Source organism: Mesorhizobium sp. ES1-3 (genome assembly GCF_020164795.1).
Classification (GTDB): Bacteria; Pseudomonadota; Alphaproteobacteria; order Rhizobiales; family Rhizobiaceae; genus Mesorhizobium.
In genome coordinates this window covers 351,120-367,886 of sequence record NZ_JAIUGW010000004.1, presented here as the reverse complement: position 1 = coordinate 367,886, position 16,767 = coordinate 351,120, and the positions used below count along the sequence as shown (strand labels likewise).

Annotated in this window: 15 protein-coding genes and 1 pseudogene; 9 read left to right on the top strand and 7 right to left on the bottom strand. The window is 63.9% G+C overall.

All coding sequences use genetic code 11. From position 1 onward, the window contains the following. Positions 1-3 precede the first annotated feature (3 nt). From LB536_RS09090 to LB536_RS09075, 4 genes are all read left to right on the top strand, one after another. Positions 4-1,833 (top strand): ABC transporter permease, encoded by a 1,830-nt coding sequence (locus LB536_RS09090; protein WP_224591179.1) that lies wholly within the window; start codon positions 4-6, stop codon positions 1,831-1,833. Continuing rightward, positions 1,830-2,873, top strand: a complete 1,044-nt coding sequence (locus LB536_RS09085; protein WP_224591177.1) for an ABC transporter ATP-binding protein — start codon at positions 1,830-1,832, stop codon at positions 2,871-2,873. Before LB536_RS09090 ends, LB536_RS09085 begins: the two co-directional genes overlap by 4 nt. A gap of 80 nt (positions 2,874-2,953) precedes the next feature. Beyond that, positions 2,954-3,709: a COG4280 domain-containing protein gene (locus tag LB536_RS09080; protein ID WP_224591175.1), complete on the top strand. Its 756-nt coding sequence runs from the start codon at positions 2,954-2,956 to the stop codon at positions 3,707-3,709. Continuing rightward, positions 3,706-3,921 carry a hypothetical protein gene (locus tag LB536_RS09075; protein WP_140758780.1) on the top strand — a complete coding sequence of 72 codons (216 nt, stop codon included), beginning with the start codon at positions 3,706-3,708 and terminating at the stop codon, positions 3,919-3,921. Before LB536_RS09080 ends, LB536_RS09075 begins: the two co-directional genes overlap by 4 nt. A gap of 8 nt (positions 3,922-3,929) precedes the next feature. Here the strand turns inward: LB536_RS09075 and LB536_RS09070 are convergent, their stop codons facing one another. The 3 genes from LB536_RS09070 to LB536_RS09060 all read right to left on the bottom strand — a co-directional run bounded on the left by LB536_RS09070 (position 3,930) and on the right by LB536_RS09060 (position 7,643). Next, positions 3,930-4,925: an ABC transporter permease gene (locus LB536_RS09070; RefSeq protein WP_224591173.1), complete on the bottom strand. Its 996-nt coding sequence runs from the start codon at positions 4,923-4,925 to the stop codon at positions 3,930-3,932. Between the two features lie 96 nt (positions 4,926-5,021). Continuing rightward, entirely contained in the window at positions 5,022-6,560 is a 1,539-nt protein-coding gene (locus LB536_RS09065; protein ID WP_224591275.1) for a sugar ABC transporter ATP-binding protein, read from the bottom strand. A gap of 120 nt (positions 6,561-6,680) precedes the next feature. Further along, positions 6,681-7,643, bottom strand: coding sequence for a sugar-binding protein (locus LB536_RS09060; RefSeq protein WP_140758778.1), 963 nt, complete (start codon positions 7,641-7,643; stop codon positions 6,681-6,683). A gap of 603 nt (positions 7,644-8,246) precedes the next feature. Here LB536_RS09060 and LB536_RS09055 point away from each other — a divergent pair. From LB536_RS09055 to LB536_RS09045, 3 genes are all read left to right on the top strand, one after another. After that, positions 8,247-9,359, top strand: a complete 1,113-nt coding sequence (locus LB536_RS09055; RefSeq protein ID WP_224591170.1) for a LacI family DNA-binding transcriptional regulator — start codon at positions 8,247-8,249, stop codon at positions 9,357-9,359. Between the two features lie 96 nt (positions 9,360-9,455). Next, complete coding sequence (locus LB536_RS09050) at positions 9,456-10,058, top strand: hypothetical protein (protein ID WP_411966539.1); 603 nt, start codon at positions 9,456-9,458, stop codon at positions 10,056-10,058. A 202-nt stretch (positions 10,059-10,260) separates the two neighbouring features. After that, complete coding sequence (locus tag LB536_RS09045; protein WP_140812285.1) at positions 10,261-11,061, top strand: class I SAM-dependent methyltransferase; 801 nt, start codon at positions 10,261-10,263, stop codon at positions 11,059-11,061. Positions 11,062-11,096: 35 nt separating this feature from the next. Here LB536_RS09045 and LB536_RS09040 read toward each other — a convergent pair whose 3' ends face one another. The 3 genes from LB536_RS09040 to LB536_RS09030 form a co-directional block, all read right to left on the bottom strand. Then, positions 11,097-11,582, bottom strand: a complete 486-nt coding sequence (locus tag LB536_RS09040; protein ID WP_224591165.1) for an SRPBCC family protein — start codon at positions 11,580-11,582, stop codon at positions 11,097-11,099. A 2-nt stretch (positions 11,583-11,584) separates the two neighbouring features. Then, the gene (locus LB536_RS09035) at positions 11,585-11,896 is read right to left on the bottom strand and encodes an ArsR/SmtB family transcription factor (protein ID WP_015314540.1); all 312 of its coding nucleotides are present in this window, start codon (positions 11,894-11,896) and stop codon (positions 11,585-11,587) included. Positions 11,897-12,056: 160 nt separating this feature from the next. After that, complete coding sequence (locus LB536_RS09030) at positions 12,057-12,821, bottom strand: SDR family NAD(P)-dependent oxidoreductase (RefSeq protein WP_224591163.1); 765 nt, start codon at positions 12,819-12,821, stop codon at positions 12,057-12,059. An 85-nt stretch (positions 12,822-12,906) separates the two neighbouring features. Here LB536_RS09030 and LB536_RS09025 point away from each other — a divergent pair. Further along, positions 12,907-13,029 (top strand): annotated as a pseudogene (locus LB536_RS09025) (DUF3788 family protein); the annotation flags it as partial. A gap of 133 nt (positions 13,030-13,162) precedes the next feature. Continuing rightward, positions 13,163-14,080 (top strand): NADP-dependent oxidoreductase, encoded by a 918-nt coding sequence (locus LB536_RS09020; RefSeq protein WP_224591162.1) that lies wholly within the window; start codon positions 13,163-13,165, stop codon positions 14,078-14,080. Positions 14,081-14,112: 32 nt separating this feature from the next. On the opposite strand, the gene LB536_RS09015 is transcribed toward LB536_RS09020, so the two are convergent. Continuing rightward, the gene (locus LB536_RS09015; RefSeq protein ID WP_224591160.1) at positions 14,113-16,581 is read right to left on the bottom strand and encodes an EAL domain-containing protein; all 2,469 of its coding nucleotides are present in this window, start codon (positions 16,579-16,581) and stop codon (positions 14,113-14,115) included. Between the last annotated feature and the right edge of the window lie 186 nt (positions 16,582-16,767).

Below are 16,767 nucleotides of genomic sequence, written 5' to 3'. Positions count from 1 at the left end.
GAAATGACGATCCTCCAGCATTCCAACGCCGCGGCCTTTGCCCGCGGCGTTGGCGCCGGAAAGCCGCCGCTAGGCCGCCTGTCGGCGCTCGCTCGCCACGGCGGGCAATTTGCCGTCTACGCCGTGTTTGCCTTGCTGATCGGATTGCCGCTTGCCCTGGTGCTGGTCCAGGCGGTCGTGCCCGGCCTGTTTGCCGCGCAAGACGCCAGCAACAGTCTGAGCCTCGAGCCCTTGGCCCGTGTCTTCAATTCTCCCTATGTCGCGGGCTCGGTCCTGCATTCGCTTGAGCTCGGCATGCTCGTCGCCTGCACTACGACGGCGCTAGGCGGCGCTTTCGCGGTGCTCGTCCAGCGCTGCGACATTCCGGGCCGGACAGCAATTTCAATGGTGCCGTGGCTGGTTTTCCTGACACCGTCCTATCTGAAGGCGCTCGCCTGGGTGCTGCTGATGTCTTCCGGTGGTTACCTGGCTCAATTCGGGTTGCTGCCTGCTTCGCTGGGCTCCGCGTTTTTTGGCCTGACCGGCCTGGTGTTCGTCCACACGCTCAGCCTGTTTCCGCTGGCCGCCTTCATCATCGGCAGCGCGCTGGCCGGACTGGGCAGCGAACTGGAGGATGCCGCGCGGCTCTCCGGCGCCGCTCCGCTCAGGATCTGGCTGCGCATCAACGGCCCCTTGCTGGCGCCGGCCATCGCCTTGAGCTTCATCGCCACCTTCGCCGAGGTGCTGTCAGACTTCGGCTTGGCCTCGACCATCGCCAGAATGTCGAATTTTGGTGTCCTGACCTATGGCATCTACGCCGCCGCAAGTGATTATCCGGTCGATTTTCCCGCCGCCGGCGCCCAGGCGCTCGTCCTGCTCAGCCTCGTCCTGCTCGTCGTGGTGGCGGACCGGCTGTTGCGCCGCCGCGCCGACCCGCGCCTGATTTCGGGCCGCGCCAGGCCGGTCAGGCTGTACAATCTCGGCAGATGGCGCTGGCTCGCCACGGCAGCGGCCCTTGCCATTGCCTTCCTGGCGCTGGCATTGCCGCTGGCCGCGATCGCGGCGCGCGCCTTGACGCAGACGCTGGGCCACGGGCTCATCTGGAGCAATTTCACCGCGGCCAATGTGGTGGCGGCGCTCAGCCTGAACACCGCGGCCAATGACGGCTTGCTGCGCAGTCTCTTCTATGCCGGGTTGACGGCCGCTATCGCCAGTTCCCTCGCCTTGCTCCTGTCGGCGCAACTCGACCGCGCGGGCCCAGTTCTGGGCAGCGCCGTCGTCGGCCTGTCGCTGGGGTCGGTGGCGATACCGGGCATCGTGCTCGGCTTCGGCTATATCCTTGTCTGGAATCGCTTGCCGGGTTTTCGCGATTGGCCCTTTCCCCATTATGGCGATGGCTCGCTGCTGGTCATGGGCTATGTCGCGGCAGCGCTCCCCTACTGTCTGGTGGTGATCCTTTCGGCCATCGGCCAGCTGGCGCCGGGCCTGACGGATGCGGCGCGCCTGCATGGTGTCGGGGCGACCCGCCGGTTGCTGGCAATCACCTTGCCGCTGATCCTGCTGAGCGTGCTGACGGCCTTCCTGTTGACGTTCATCCGCACCGTGTTCGAACTGCCGATCTCGCAAATGCTTATTCCCCGGAGCGGCCCGCCGGCGCCGACGCTCATCCTGAAGCTGTTCAGCCACGATCGGGACGGATTGGCGTCGGCGATCGCGCTGGTCGCCATGGCGGCCGCGGGCATGGGTGCCGCGCTGGTCTGGTATCCGCTTCGGCGGTTCGTCAGACCGCGCCGGAGTGCGGCGCTTGTCGATGCGGGCCACCACCAGATCGTCGGAGCGGAACCCTTGTCATGACCGCATCCCTGCATTGTGCCGGCATTTGCAAGTCGCTCGGCGGGCGCCCCATCCTGACCGACCTGGACCTCAAGATCGATGCCGGCGAAGTGGTGTCGCTTCTCGGTGCCAGCGGCTCCGGCAAGACCACGCTTCTGCGCATCATCGCCGGGCTGGTCGCACCCGAAAAGGGATCGATCACGCTGGACGGACGGGTCGTATGGAGCGAGACGTCGGTCGTACCTCCTGAAAAGCGGCGGATCGGCATGGTCTTCCAGGACTATGCGCTGTGGCCGCATATGACGGTGGCCAACAATCTCGCCTTCGGCCTGCGCGCGCAGCGGCTTTCGGAGCAGGAAATCGCCCAGCGGGTGAACCATGCGTTCGACGTCACCCGCCTTGCTCCGTACAAGGATCGTTATCCCACGGAATTGTCCGGCGGCCAGCAGCAGCGCGTCGCCATCGCGCGCTGCCTCGCGGCGCGTCCGGCGCTGATGCTGTTCGACGAACCGCTGAGCAACCTCGATGCCGCGCTGCGCGAGGACATGCGCATCGAGATGATGGAGATGGTGCGCCGCGAAGCCATCACGGTTGTCTATGTGACGCATGACCAGGCGGAGGCCATGGCGGTCTCCGACCGGATCGCCATCATGCGGGCAGGCGAGATCGTCCAGTTCGACACGCCACGCGCCATCTATGAAGCGCCGGCCGATTCTTTCGTGGCGGGCTTCATCGGCGGCTTTTCGATCGTTCGCGGGCAGGTAAGGGACGAGCATTTCAGGATCGCCGACAGTGATGCCGAAACCGTGCGCACGCCGGGCGCCCGATCCGGCGCAGGCATGCTGGTCATCCGTCCCGAGGACGCCCGGCCGGCGGACGCCTATCCCGGCAATCGATTGCAGGGCAAGGTGCTGTCGAGCGCTTTCCAGGGCCGATGCTGGCGGCTGGCGGTCGATCTCGGACAACAACGCATACGGCTCGACTGGCCCGAAGCGCCGCCTATTGGCGCCGCGCTTGCCTTTTCGTTGCCACCGGAGCGCTGTGTGGTGCTGACCGCATAGTGATTCCGGATCGCACTCCCGAAGCTGGAAATGACCGGCCAAAAAGATCATGGTCGAACGAGACAAGACAGGAAGCCTTGATGCAGACACTGACACCCATTCTCTCGACAATCACGGCGGCATTTCTAGCCTCCCTGGTCGAGGTCGTCGAAGCCTTCACCATCGTGCTCGCGGTCGGGGTGACACGCAGCTGGCGTCCGGCGTTGACGGGTGCCGCGCTGGCGCTGGCGGTGCTGGCGGCCCTGGTGCTGGCGTTCGGGCCGCTGCTGGCGCTGGTGCCGATCACGACACTGCAGTTCGCCGTCGGGGTGTTGCTGATCCTGTTCGGCATGCGCTGGTTGCGAAAGGCCATCCTGCGCAGCGTCGGCGTCATCGCCCTGCATGACGAGGAGGCGGCTTTCGCCAAGGAAACCGCCGCGCTGCACCGGCAGGCCGGAGATCGGCGCGCCGACTACCTCGCCGGACTGGCGTCCTTCAAGGCGGTGCTGCTCGAGGGTGTCGAGGTGGTGTTCATCGTCATTGCCGTCGGCGCCGCGCACGGGCAGACGCTATACGCCAGCATGGGCGCGCTGGCGGCCTTCATTCTGGTGATGCTTGTCGGCCTGGCGGTTCACCGTCCGCTGGCGCGCGTGCCGGAAAATGCGCTTAAATTCGTGGTCGGGCTGATGCTGACCAGCTTCGGCATCTTCTGGACCGGCGAGGGGATCGGCGCCGACTGGCCGGGCGCTGATCTTGCTCTGCTCGCCATCTTCGCCATCGTCGCGCTGGCGTCCTTCGCCATGGTGCGCTGGCTGCGCGGCACCAATCCCACAGCCGCTGGAGGGCTCGCCCGATGAACGTCATTCGTCTCGTTGCCCGCGAATTCTTCGGCATGTTCGTCGATGACGGCAATCTGGCGCTGCTGGCACTGGTCCTGGTGGCCGCCGTCACCGCGGCGGTGAAGCTGCTGGCGCTGCCACCGCTGGTTGGCGGCGCGCTGCTGCTGGTCGGCTGCCTCGCCATCCTTTTGCAGAGCGTGCGCCGCGCGGCACGCGCGAGCAGCAGGTAGTTGAGGACTTATTCCGCGGCCGCGCCGACCGCGCCCTTGCGGGCGGCATCGACCATCCGCCGGCGCGCCCGGAACACGCCCCATTGCTGGTCGACCAGCACCCCGATGAGGATGACGCCACCCATCACCGCGAAGTTGAGCGAGGAGGGAATGCCGAGCAGGTTGACCAGGTTCTGCAATTCCTGCAGCAGCACCGTGCCGAGGATGACGCCGATCAGCGAACCTTCGCCGCCGCGCAGCGAGAAGCCGCCGAGCACGGCGGCGGCAATGGCGTAGAGCTCGTAGAACTGGCCATGGCTGGCCGGCGAGATCGAGCGCGTGTACATGGCGAAATAGATCGCCGACAGCGCCGTCAGCACGCCGCAGATGACGTAAGCCGCCATGACGACGCGGCCGGTGCGGATGCCCGAATATTTCGCCGCCTCCTCGTTCTTGCCGATGGCGTAGAGATAGCGCCCGAACACCGAGCGGTGCAGCACCACCCACATGACGATGGCGATGACGATCAGCGCGAAGAATGAGTTCGGCACGCCCCAGGAGCGGCCGGCGGTCAGGAATTCGAGATCAGGAAAATTCTGCCCGAAGGCGAAACCAGCGGTGCCGTCGGCGGTGTAGAAGCGCGCGACGCCGCGATAGATCAAAAGGCCGCACAAGGTGACGACGAAGGGCTGCAGCTTGAGCCGCGTGATCAGCCAGCCATGCGCCAGGCCGATGATGGCGCCGAGCACCAGGATCAGCACGAAGGCGATCGGCCATCCCATGCCGCGCACGGCGATGAAGTCGATGAACAATGTGCCGAGCAGCGCGACGACGGAGCCGACGGACAATTCGATGCCGCCGGTGATGATGACGAAGGCCTGGCCGATCGACAGGATGCCGAACAGACCGATGAGATTCGAGGTGTTGGCGAGATTGATCGGCAAGAGGAAGCGCGGATTGATGATGGCAACGACCGCTCCGACCACCAGGATCAGGATCAGCAGGCCGAGATCTTTCTTTGTCATCGTCGTCTCCGCTTAGCTAAAGCGCGTCGCGCGCTTCAGCTTTTGTTTATGCATGCCGTTGCCGCAAAACCGAGGGTCACTTTTGCGCGACATGCATTAGTTTGCCGGCTTGCCCACCGCGAGCAAAAGCACGTTTTCCTGGCTGAACTGATCCTTGTCGAGAATGCCCGAGATCTGGCCCTCATGCATGACGGCGATGCGGTCGGACACGCCGATCACTTCTTCCATGTCGCTGGAGATCATCAGCACGGCGACGCCGGCATCCGCCAGCGCCCGCATCAGCCCGTAAATCTCGGCCTTGGCGCCGATGTCGATGCCGCGCGTCGGCTCGTCGAGGATCATCACCTTCGGGTTCATGGCCAGCCATTTGCCGAGCACGACCTTCTGCTGGTTGCCGCCCGACAGCGTGCCGGTGCGCGTCTGCACCGAAGGCGCCTTGATGCCGAGATTCTTCTTCTGCTTCTCGGCGGTAGCGACTTCCGCGCTGTTGGAGACCAGCGTGCGCTTCGCATGCGCGGGCAAATTGGGCAGTGAAATATTCTGCGCGATCGACAGGTCGAGCAGGATGCCGGTCAGCTTGCGGTCTTCCGGCACGAGGAAAATGCCTTGCGCGACGGCGTCCGCCGCGCTGGCCAGCGCAAGTGGCTTGCCGTTGAGCTCCAGCGTGCCGCCAAGGCTGGCTTCGATGCCGAAGAACACCCGCGCCAGTTCGGTGCGGCCGGAGCCGACAAGGCCGGCAAGGCCAAGAATTTCGCCACGCCTGACGTCGAGATCGACCGGCCGGCTGGGGTAGGTGGGGGTGCGGACCGCCTTGGCCGACAGCGCGACGGCACCAGGGGCTCGCGCGGCCTCGGAGGCCTTCTCGCGTTCCTTCAGCATGCGGCCGATCATCAGCTTGACCATCTGGTCGTGGTTGATGTCGCGCTTGCCCAGCGTGCCGGCCAGCATGCCGTCGCGCAGCACGACGACCCGGTCGGCGACGCGCTCGATCTCGTGCAGGCGGTGCGAAATGAAGATGACGCTGATGCCGTCGGCCTTCAGCGCCTTGATGACGTCGAGCAGCTTGTCGGTTTCGGCGAGCGGCAGGCTCGATGTCGGCTCGTCGAGGATGACCAGCCGGGCCTTGATCGACAGCGCCTTGGCGATCTCGACCATCTGCTGCTGCGCCAGCGAGAGATCCGCGACCTGCGTGTCGGCGGAAAAATTGGCGCCCACGCGCTTCAGCAGCGGCGCCACCATTTCGCGCAATTTCGCGCGGTCGACCAGCCTCAGCGGCCCGGCGCGCAGCGGTTCGCGGCCGAAGAAGATGTTGGCGGCGACGTCGAGATTTTCGAACAGGTTGAGTTCCTGGTGGACGAAGGCGATGCCGGAACCCAGGCTGCCTTCGACCGTCAGGTCCTTGTGGGCGGTGCCGTCGACGGTGATGGTGCCGGTATCAGGCGTGGTGACGCCGCCGAGGATCTTCATCAGCGTCGACTTGCCCGCGCCATTCTCGCCGACAAGGCCGATGACCTCGCCCGGCCTGACCTCCATGGAAAACCCGTCGAGCGCCACGACGCCCGGATAGGTCTTGCGCACGTTCTCGAGGCTGAGGAACGGAGTGGTCGCCGCGATGGATGTGTCGGAATAATTCATCATGCCTGACAGCAGCCGGTGAGCCAAAGCGGCCCGTTCTGCAGACTGACGATCCCGGCAGGGTTCGTCAATGCGAACAGCCGGCTCAAGCGAGTTGAGCCGGCTGAACTGTCTGTGGTCTTAGTTTCCAGCCATCGCCTTCAGATTTTTGGCATAGGCGTCGACATCATCCTTGCCGATGATCTTGGTCGGGATGATGATCAGATTGCCGGCCGGGATGCCCGACTTGTCGCCCTTGAGATAGGCGGCCATCAGCTTCATGCCCTGATAGGCCCATTCGAAGGGCTGCTGCACGACGGTGGCGGCAATGGTGCCTTCCTTGACGCCGCCCAGCGTGATCGGATCGTCATCGAAGCCGACGACGGTGATCGAGCCGAGCTTGCCGGCATCGCGCAGCGCTTCATAGATGCGCGGCGTGTTGTAGGAGTAGAAGCCGACCATGCAGGTGACGTCGGGGCTGGCGACCAGCGCGTCCTCGACATTCTTCTTGGCGCGCGCCTGGTCGATGTCGTCGCCGCGCACGTCGACGAGCTCGATCTTGGTGCCGGCGAGGCCATCCTTCATGCCCTGGATGCGCTCCTTGGCATTGTCGGCGCCGAGCAGGCCGACGAAGCCCAGGCACTTGCCGCCGTTCGGCATCGCCTTCTTGGCGATTTCGGCCGCCTGCTTGCCCGCATCGACATTGGACGAGCCGATATAGGCGACGCGCTTGGTCTGGGGAGCGTCACTGTCGGTGGTGAACAATGCCGTTTGCGAGGCGATCTTGTTCAGACCATCGGTCGAGGTCTTGGGATCGACGGCCGAGACCATGATGCCCTTTACGCCGGCGGTCACCAGATCGTCCATCAGCCGCTGCTGGATGGCGACCGAGGATTGTTCGGGATATTTGAGTTCGAGCGTGTAGCCGGGCAGTTCGCCCTGCGCCTTCTTGACGCCGGCTTCGGCCGCTTTCCAGAAATCGGAAGCGCCGTTGACGACGAAGGCCAGCGTCGGCTTGTCGTCGGCGCGCGCGATGGCCGTCGCCGTAAGGCCGACAACCAGGGCCGCGGCGGCCACGGATGCATTGCGTATCAAGGATTTCATGTTCAACCTCCCGTTTTGGTCAGTCGGAGGACTGACCGGACTAGATCACTGGATTGTCTTGCACACTGGAATTGCCGTTTGCGGCTTGGACGCCCCTCCTCCTCAGGGGTTCCGGCACTGAAAGGACTGGCGTCGTTCCCAGCCACGGCCATGGACTTTAGACAACCATTCTTCATTCGTAAATAGTCCGATTTGTCTGACATATCACATGTACGAGACAGGGTTGGCGGAGGCAGATATCCGCTCGCCATCGGACCATTCATAGACACTCCCCACCGCAGCCGGACCCGACCGGGCCGGATGCGGTGGATTGACGGTACAGCGCATTTTTGTATTAGTAAACACTATTAGCACGGGATTGGCGTGGCAGTGCGAGGAGGCCATCTCCAGACAGATTTGCCGGATGCTGTGATCCCCGCACATCAAGCCGGAGCGCTACGATCTCGGTATTTTTCGAGGCCCCAGCCTGCACGAGCGATGGACCGCAAGTATGATAATAGTTATAAACGAAGTCGATGCGACCGTGAACCGGCGGCGTCATGCCATCTTGCCGGCCCGGCAGGCCGTCGCTAGACAGGCTGGGGATCGGGGGACATCTGCTGCATGAGCGAGACGACGGATCCGGCCACCGCAACCGCGAAGCGCCGCAAGGCGGCGGCAAAGCCCAAGGGCCGCGTCACCATGACCGACATTGCGCGTGCCGCCGGCTGCTCGCAGGCGACGGTTTCCTTCGTGCTCAACAATTCGCCGGGGATTCGCCTGTCGCAGCAGACCCGCGAGCGGGTGATCGAGGCGGCGCGGGCGCTCGGCTACAGCGCCCCTGCCTTCTCGGCGCTGAACAAGCCCGCTACCGCTTTCGAGGGGACCTTCGATGGACTCGACGGCGTGATCGGCTTCGCCGTCGACCAGCTGGGCACCAGCCCGGAAGCCGTCGTCGCCATCGAGGGCGCGCGCCAGGCCTCGTGGAATGCCGGCAACGTGCTTTTGGTGGCGCAGACCATGGGCGACGCCGTGATGGAGCCGCGGGCCATCGCAGCCCTCACCAAGCGCGGCATCTCGGCGCTGATCTACATGACCATCTTCACCCGCGAGATCACGGCGCCCGACTTCCTCTACGGCCTCGACATCCCCGTGATCCTGCTCAACTGCTACACATCGGATTACGCCTTCCCCGCCGTGGTGCCGTCCGAGATCGCCGGCGGCCAGAGCTCGACGCGCCACCTGATCAGCCACGGCCACCGCCGCATCGCCACCATCACGGGCGAACCCTGGATGCAGGCCGCGCAGGACCGCCTGAAAGGCTACCGCCGCGCGCTCGCCACCGCCGACATCCCGTTCGACCCCGAACTGGTGGTCGAGGGCGACTGGTCGGCCAGCGCCGGCTACGCCGCGACCGTCAAGCTGCTGGCCCTGAAGGATCGCCCCACCGCCATCTTCTGCCAGAACGACCGCACCGCGATCGGCTGCTACGAAGCGCTGAAGGAAGCCGGCCTGCACATTCCCGCCGACATTTCCGTCGTCGGCTACGACGACGAGGAAATCGCCAGGCATCTGTTCCCGCCGCTGACCACCTCGATCCTGCCGCATATGGCCATGGGCCAATGGGCGATCGAGCAGCTGGAAGCGCCCGCGGCGGCGGGACGGGGGCGCTATCCCATTACGAAGCTGGAATGCCCGCTGGTGGAGCGGGAGAGCGTGGGGCGGGTGGGGGGCTGAGGCAGCATCGTTGTTTCAGCCGGCCAATAGGCCGCCATCCCCTCACGCCATGTCATTCCAGTATGCGGCAGGGCAATTGTCGTTCATACTCGAACCATGACGGGTCCAGGCTTGCGCTGTGTGCAGGTGTGTGCGGCTTTGCTGGCCGCAAGCTGCCCTCGCGCCGAGGCGGACGGGACCAGGATGGTCCAAGCCGGCGCCTACTCGTTCTCCGACGAACTCGGCGGTTTCAGGATCCTCTCGGCCAGGGGCGCCGGAACGCGCGCTGATCCGATCGTGGTCACCGAGGAACTGGAGACGGCGGACCCGGTTACGCTGACCATACGGGCCGCCAGGCCGATCCAGCCGTTCGGAACCTCCGGCGACTACACGACCGGTTTCCTTCCGCTGAAGATCGTCGCCCTCAACAACAGCGGTGACGCCTGGATCGAATTCGAATTCGAGCTGCAGTCGATCATGAACAGGCCGAGCGATTATGGCGACGGGCTGTCATTCGACCAGGCTGAGCGCGAGCACGGCATGATCAAGTCCGACAGCTTCGCCGAATTCAAACGCGATTTCGAGCCCTATGACAGGCTGCTGTTCCGCAAAGGCAAGGTAGACCCGCTCGAAACCGCCTCATTTTCGTTCCTGGTGACGGATTTCTCACCGAAGGACCGGTTTTACCTCGTGGAGGAGCCACATATTCCTTCGTCTTGAGGGCGCTATCCGATCGCCAAGCTGGAATGGCGGCTGGTGGGAAGGAAAGCGTGGCGACGCTCAAAGGCGTCGCATAAAGACCGGCAAAACTGCCGGTCGGCCTTTTTGGCTCGCCCGGATGCTGGCACTCACCGTGCTCCCCGCGTCTTGGCTTCATCCTGATTGAGGTCTAGCCTGCGCCGCCAGCCAAGGGGAGGGGCATATGACATCGAGTTTCACCGTTCATGACGCGTCCGGCTATGAGCAACTCATGGGCCGCTGGAGTCGAAAGCTCGCGCCCAGCTTCATCGGCTTCGCCGGTCTTGCCCCTGGCGAAAAGATCCTCGACGTCGGCTGCGGTACCGGCAGCCTGACGTTCGAGCTGGCGAAATCCGCCGAACTCGCGGCGATCGCGGCAATCGACTTTTCACCTGTTTTCGTCGAGGCGGCAAGGCGGCGCAACACCGATCCGCGCATCGAAATCAAGCAGGCGGACGCCACCGCCTTGCCGTTCGCGGACAATGCGTTCGACCGCGCGCTGGCGCTGCTGGTGCTTCACTTCGTGCCGGAATCCGGCAAGGCGGTTGCCGAAATGCGTCGCGTTACGCGGGCGGGCGGCGTGGTCGCGGCCGTGGTGTGGGACCATCTCGGCGGCATGGCGGGCATGCGCATGATGATCGACACGGTTGCCGCGCTCGGCGAAGGCGGGCGCCAACTGCGCAGCCGCTATTGCTTCCAGCCGATGATGCAGCCCGGTGAAATGAAGCGGACCTTCATCGAGCAGGGGCTGGCCGACGTGACCGAGACCGAGCTGATGATCCGCATGGACTACCAGGACTTCGCCGACTATTGGGCGCCGATAGCAGCCGGCGAGGGTCCGCTCGGCAAATACATGATCACGCTGGAGGCAACCGAGCGCGAGCGCACCGAGGCTGCCGTCCGCGATGCCTATCAGGCCGGGCGACCGGACGGGCCGAGATCGTTCGCCAATGTCGCCTGGGCGTGCAGGGGCGTGGTGCCCTGACCGCCTATCCGGCGAAGCGCCTCTAAAAGTCGCGGTCAGGCCTGCCGTGCAACCAGCTCGACATAGCGCTGCAGGTAGAGCGGCCAGCCCTGATCGCCGGCGACGGCATCGCGGACGCCTTCCCAGCCCTGGCCATGGCGCTCCAGGTTCCGATGCTCGATCTCGACGCGGGTGCGCTCAGCCGTTTCGGCGGTGAACCGCACCTCCCACTCGCTGGTCCTGGCCAGGTCGGTCTCGATGCGCCATTGCGGGCTGATGTCCCAACTCAAGAGCACGCGGTTGGGCGGCTCGTAGGCCAGCACGCGCGCCCAGCGGCACTCGCTGCCGTCGACGCCGCGGTCATAGACGTGGCCGCCGACCCGAGGCTCGAACACCGTCTCGGCGATCTCGGCTACAAGCAAATTGTGCTCTGGCGGTTTGAAACTGCCGAAATCCTCGGTGAAAACCTTGAAGGCGCGCTCGATCGGCGCCTCGACCACGACGGATTGTCTTACCGACGCGATGGGGATCTGGGTGTTCATGGTCACTCCTCTGGTGGGGTTTCGACGGCCAGCTTGTAGGCCGCGAGCGTCTTGCTCCAGAACCGGTCGAGCCAGGCGCGCATCTGGCCAAGCCCGTGCGGATCGATGTGGTAGACGTTGCTGGCGCCCTTCGGCTCCGCGCGCACCAGCCGCGAATCCCGAAGCACCTTCAGATGCTGCGACACCGCGGACTGCGACACGCTGACCTGCCGCGTGACCTCCGCCACCGAGCGCGGCCGCTCCGCGATCAGCTCGAAAATCTGCCTTCGGGTCGGGTCGCCCAGGGCGGCAAGCTGTGCACTATCAACAGTCATGACTTATGATTAGTTCAGACTGATGATTGAGTCAAGCGGGCGAGTGGCAGACCTTTTTGGCAGCTCGGAAACGCTCCCGAGAGAGATCACGGTTCAGTCCGGGTGGAGGAATTACGTCAGAAGGTCGAACTCCACCTGGGCACAAGGCCGACCGCGAGGTCTATCCCTTGCGTTCCTCGAGGCTGTTGCCGCCGTCGACCACCAGCAAGGCGCCGTTGATGTAGCTGGCGCTCTCGGAGGCCAGGAACACGACCGCCGCCGCGACCTCATCCGGCCGGCCGGCGCGGCCCGGCGGCGCATGCCGGGCCGCTATCCGCTCCGCCTCGCTCGACGCGCCTGTCTCGATCCAGCCAGGCGCCACGGCATTGGCGGTGACGCCGTGCCGCGCCACTTCCAGCGCCAATGTCCTGGTCAGGCCGACCATCCCGGCCTTCGCCGCGGAATAGGCGGCGGTGCCCTGGTAGGAGACCAGCGGCCCGGTCACCGATGCGACATTGACGATGCGCCCATACCCCGTTTCGACCATCGCCGGCAGAAACGACCTGGTGACGAGAAACGCGGTCTTGAGGCTGGTCTCGATGCCCTGGTCCCACTCGGCCTCGCTCATCGCCAGGAACGTCTTGTCGACGGACGGCGAGGCCAGCGATCCCATGCCGGCATTGTTGACCAGGATATCGACAGCGCCGACCTCGGCCCGCAGCCGCTCCACCTCCGCGGCAATGGTGAGATCGGCGACCGCGGCCGTGGCATCGATGCCCTCGCCGCGAAGCTCGAGGGCGCGCTCCAGCACCCGCGCGCTGGCGCCGGTCAGGAAAACCGCATGCCCAGCCTGGCCAAACCGGCGCGCAATGGCAAAGCCGATGCCGTCGGCCGCGCCGGCGCCGGTGATCAGCGCGAGCCCGGTTTTGGGGGTGGTTGTGGTCAAGTCAGGCTCCAAAACAGTTAGGGTCAAAAGTGTTACCCGGTACAAACCGTAACCCATATGTCCGGAACGGACCTATGGAACTTGGCAATTGGTCAAACTCTACGATGAAACAAAAACATACATCGACGGAAAATGGCTGACGATTGCCATCTCGTCGGCAGATGATCTGCATGATGTGATGGAGCTTATGACTATGAGGCGCCCGCCAGATGTCGCGTCGGCATCAAATCAAGGTCGTCGCGGAAGGCGCCGAGCCTATCGCCAACCGCGTGAGAGATCGAAAAGACCTTGCACCCCTGCAATTTATCTCGAACCAACAAATCACTGAGGAGACAATTCCCATGAAAGCGATCGTCGTGACGGACCAGGCCGCGGGAACGGCCGGAATGAAGCTGGTGGAGCGGCCCAAGCCACAGGCAGCGATAAACGACGTCGTCGTACAGGTTCATGCGGCGGGCTTCGTCAACACCGAACTGGAGTGGCCTTCGACCTGGGCGGATCGGGCCTTCCGTGACCGGACGCCATCGATCCTCGGCCATGAATTGGCCGGTGTGGTCTCCGCGCTTGGCTACGGCACCACGGGGCTGTCGATCGGTCAACGGGTGTTCGGCCTGTCGGACTGGCATCGCGACGGTACACTTGCTGAGTACGTCGCCATGGAAGCACGCAATCTCGCGCCACTGCCCGGCGATGTCGACTTCGCGGTGGGCGCGAGTCTGCCGATCTCGGGCCTGACCGCATGGCAGGGTCTGTTTCAGCATGGCCGCCTTCGGGCAGGACAGAGCGTGCTTGCGCACGGCGCGGCCGGTGCCGTCGGTTCGGTCGTGACGCAGCTTGCGCGGGAAGCCGGCGCCTATGTCATCGGCACCGGCCGCGCCGCCGACCGTCAGAAGGCGCTCGACTTCGGTGCAAATGAATTCGTCGACCTCGGGAACGACTCCCTGGAGGACGTCGGCAGCATCGATCTGGTGTTCGATGTCATCGGCGGGGACATCCAGAAGCGGTCCGCAACTCTGATCCGGGCCGGAGGAACGCTCGTGACAGTCGTCGGACCAACGGATGTTCGACCCGCGGATGGCCTGGCGATCGACTTCGTCGTCGAGGCTGATCACGCGCAACTATCCGAGATAGTTCAGCGGGTCCGGGACGGAAGACTGCGGACGAACATCGGCAAGGTCTCGAGCCTCGATGATGCTGTCGCCACGTTCAATTCGACTGAGCGGCGCGCGGGGAAAACGATCATCCGCGTCCGCCCGTGAGGATTCGGCGAGAGAAGTCCCTCTCGCCTCGATTACCGTCTGCGGCGAGGGCGCGCGCTGCCCGCCAGCGCTGCGGGTCTGCCGACCTCATTCGCGTATGCCTCAATTGGATAAGGGCGGCCGATCAGGTAGCCTTGCAGAGCATTGCAGCCCTCTTCGCTAAGAAAGGTCAACTGCTCCAATGTCTCGACGCCCTCCGCGATGATATGCATCGACAGGCCTCGTCCCAGTCCCACGATCGCACGAATTATGGCGGCCGATTGCGGGTTCTTCTCGATCATCCAGACGAAGGACTTGTCGATCTTGATCTTGTCGAAGGGGAAAGACTGAAGATAGGAAAGCGACGAATAGCCGGTTCCGAAGTCGTCCAGGGCGATCTTCACGCCGAGCGATTTCAGGCGCCTGAGGATCGAACTTGCCCGCGAGAAGTCGTCGAACAGCACATTCTCGGTTATTTCCAGCTCCAGCCGCTTTGGATCGAGCCCCGTCTCCAGCAGGACCGAATGCACCAGGCCAGGCAGATCGCCCTGGCGAAACTGCACGGGAGACAAATTGACGCCAACCTGGACAGGCTTGGTCCACGCAGCCGCCTCTCGGCATGCCTCCCGCAGCACCCATTCTCCAATGGGAACGATCAGTCCACTCTCTTCGGCCACCGGAATGAATTCGGCGGGTGGGATCATCCCTCGGTCCTTGTGGGACCACCGGATCAAAGCTTCGAACCCGACGATTTCGCCGGCCAAGCCCGCCTGCGGCTGATAGTGCAGGAATAATTCGCCACCTGCCAGTGCGGATCGCAAGTCTTGTTCGAGAGCACGGCGTTCGCGCAGCTTGCGATCCATGTCGGCCTCGAATATCCGGAAGACACTACGGCCATCGGCTCTTGCGCGATCGAGCGCTGCCTGAGCATTGCTCAAAAGAGCTGTGACGTCGGTCGCATCGTCAGGAAAGAAGGCGATACCGATGCTGAGCCCAACCCGCAATGCGTGGCCTTCGACCTCGAAAACATCGGCGATCGTCGCCAGCAGGCGGTCGGCCAGCTCTACAGCGACCGCGGGATGCGGACCTTCGCTGACGATCACGGTGAACCCGTTGCCGCCTGTCCGCGCAGCGAAGTGCTTGCCCGCGGTTACGGCAAGGCGCTTCGCCACCTGGCCAAGCAGAGCGTCCGCCACCCCCGGTCCGTAGACGTCGTTGACTTCCTTGAAGCCGTCGAGGTCGAGACGCATGACGGCAAACGACTCGCGCCCGGAGCTCGCCCGTTCGAGCGTGAACTCGAGCTGCTCGACGAGTGCCGCTCGATTGGGAAGGTCGGTCAGCACGTCATGTGTGGCCATGTAGGCGATCCGCGCGGCATCTCGCCTGCGCTCGGTGATGTCTTCCGCGACCGTAAGCAGGTATTTCGACGTGCCATCCTGGCTCTCGACAGCCAGCCGTCGGGTTGCGAGGTCGCGCACGCCTTTGTGTCGCGTGGGGATCTTCTCTTCCGCGGCGATTTGCACGGAACCGGAGCGCAAAGCCTCCTGGTCGCGAATGAAGAAGGACTCGGCCTCCTCTGGCGAAAACAGCTCGGCGTCGGTCCTGCCGATCAGCTCCGCCCGAGGGATACCGAGCAGTTCCTCGCCCGCCCGGTTCATCAGGACGTAGCGGTGCTGTCCCGCCTCTTTGGCGAAGAGCATGACCGGAATGTTCTCGATGACTGTGTCCAGGAACTCCCTGGTGCGCCGAAGGTCGTCTTCCGCCCGCTTCCGCTCCGTCACGTCCATGACAGCGACCATGAAAGCCGCGCGGCCGTCATAGTCGATCGGCTTGGAATAGGCGAGGATGTCGATCAGGCTGCCGTCCGCCTTGATGTGACGCCAGCTGCGCCCGGTTTGGTAGGAGCCTTGGCCGGTGCCGACGATCCGATGGAACGCCTCGATATCTTCGCGAGGTCTGATGTCGAGGATCGACTTGGAGAGGAATTGCTCGCGTGTGTAGCCATAATGCTCGATGGCGGCCTGGTTGACGTCCAGAAAGCGCAGGCTTTCCAGGTCGAATACCCACATCGGCAGCGGATTCTCCTCGAACAGGAGCTGCAGCGAGGCTTGGTGCTGCTTCAGCTTGGTAATGTCCGTAATACTACCGACCACAAAACGGGCACCGGTCGGCAGCAACGCCCGCGCCTTGCGCGTCACAACTGTGCGGATCACACCTTGCGGCCCGCGGATGATCTCCTCGTTCTCGCTGATTTCGCCATTTTCCAGCACCAGTTGATCAATGCGCCGGAACACATCCGCATGTTCCTTCGGTACGAAGTCGTAATCCGTCTTGCCGATTAGCTCCTCGTGGGAACGCCCCATGAACTCGCACATGCCACGATTCAGAACAACGAAACGGGATTGGTGATCCTTGACGAATATCGGATGAGGGACCGCATCGAGCACCAGGCGCACGGCGTTGGCATCGTCCTTGGAAAATGACTGGGCCAGCTGGTCAACCGGGAATCTTGAACGCGACATTTCGTATCTCCGCGTTTTGCAAAGAATCCGGGTAAGAGTAATATCCTTATAATTCTTACCTATCTGTAACGATCCAAATGGCAACTTTGAACTAAAGCGAGAGTGCTGTCGGCCTCCGTGCCCGCACACTGCCATCGAATACAAGTCAAAGACGCCGAGCATGAAGCCGGTATGGTAAATACCAGG

Bases quoted from the DNA above. Each gene is read 5' to 3' on its own strand.
- LB536_RS09090 (WP_224591179.1), top strand. From the start codon at position 4: ATGACGATCCTCCAGCATTCCAACGCCGCGGCCTTTGCCCGCGGCGTT.
- LB536_RS09085 (WP_224591177.1), top strand. From the start codon at position 1,830: ATGACCGCATCCCTGCATTGTGCCGGCATTTGCAAGTCGCTCGGCGGG.
- LB536_RS09080 (WP_224591175.1), top strand. From the start codon at position 2,954: ATGCAGACACTGACACCCATTCTCTCGACAATCACGGCGGCATTTCTA.
- LB536_RS09075 (WP_140758780.1), top strand. From the start codon at position 3,706: ATGAACGTCATTCGTCTCGTTGCCCGCGAATTCTTCGGCATGTTCGTC.
- LB536_RS09070 (WP_224591173.1), bottom strand. From the start codon at position 4,925: ATGACAAAGAAAGATCTCGGCCTGCTGATCCTGATCCTGGTGGTCGGA.
- LB536_RS09065 (WP_224591275.1), bottom strand. From the start codon at position 6,560: ATGAATTATTCCGACACATCCATCGCGGCGACCACTCCGTTCCTCAGC.
- LB536_RS09060 (WP_140758778.1), bottom strand. From the start codon at position 7,643: ATGAAATCCTTGATACGCAATGCATCCGTGGCCGCCGCGGCCCTGGTT.
- LB536_RS09055 (WP_224591170.1), top strand. From the start codon at position 8,247: ATGAGCGAGACGACGGATCCGGCCACCGCAACCGCGAAGCGCCGCAAG.
- LB536_RS09050 (WP_411966539.1), top strand. From the start codon at position 9,456: ATGACGGGTCCAGGCTTGCGCTGTGTGCAGGTGTGTGCGGCTTTGCTG.
- LB536_RS09045 (WP_140812285.1), top strand. From the start codon at position 10,261: ATGACATCGAGTTTCACCGTTCATGACGCGTCCGGCTATGAGCAACTC.
- LB536_RS09040 (WP_224591165.1), bottom strand. From the start codon at position 11,582: ATGAACACCCAGATCCCCATCGCGTCGGTAAGACAATCCGTCGTGGTC.
- LB536_RS09035 (WP_015314540.1), bottom strand. From the start codon at position 11,896: ATGACTGTTGATAGTGCACAGCTTGCCGCCCTGGGCGACCCGACCCGA.
- LB536_RS09020 (WP_224591162.1), top strand. From the start codon at position 13,163: ATGAAAGCGATCGTCGTGACGGACCAGGCCGCGGGAACGGCCGGAATG.
- LB536_RS09015 (WP_224591160.1), bottom strand. From the start codon at position 16,581: ATGTCGCGTTCAAGATTCCCGGTTGACCAGCTGGCCCAGTCATTTTCC.